The 315-nt window shown below is 46.7% G+C and carries 1 protein-coding gene; it reads left to right on the forward strand.

Annotation, left to right across the window (positions count from 1 at the left end; all coding sequences use genetic code 11):
* Positions 1–315, forward strand: a 315-nt coding sequence (locus NE665_RS24240) for an ABC transporter transmembrane domain-containing protein (protein WP_256302749.1), incomplete at both ends; no start/stop codon positions are given.

Genomic DNA, 315 nt, shown 5'->3' on the forward strand with positions numbered 1-315 from the left:
GACAAAATATGGACTCCTTATGATTGCGGCAGCCTTCGGCTCTTTATTCTGCGGTGCCATGTCGGGGAAATGTGCAGCCTATGCATCTGCAGGCTTTGCCAAGAAACTGCGCAGAGCGATGTTCTATAATATTCAGGATTTCTCGTTTCACAATATTGACAGGTTTTCCACAGCAGGTCTGGTTACCCGTCTTATGACAGATGTTACCAATATACAAAATGCTTATCAGATTGTGTTGCGCATGTGTGTGCGTGCTCCACTGACACTGATTTGCGCCATGGCGATGACATTCGTGATCAATGCCGAGCTGTCCAT

Origin of the sequence: Clostridium sp. DFI.1.208 (genome assembly GCF_024463855.1) — a bacterium.
Taxonomy (GTDB): Bacteria; Bacillota_I; Bacilli_A; order Erysipelotrichales; family Erysipelotrichaceae; genus Clostridium_AQ.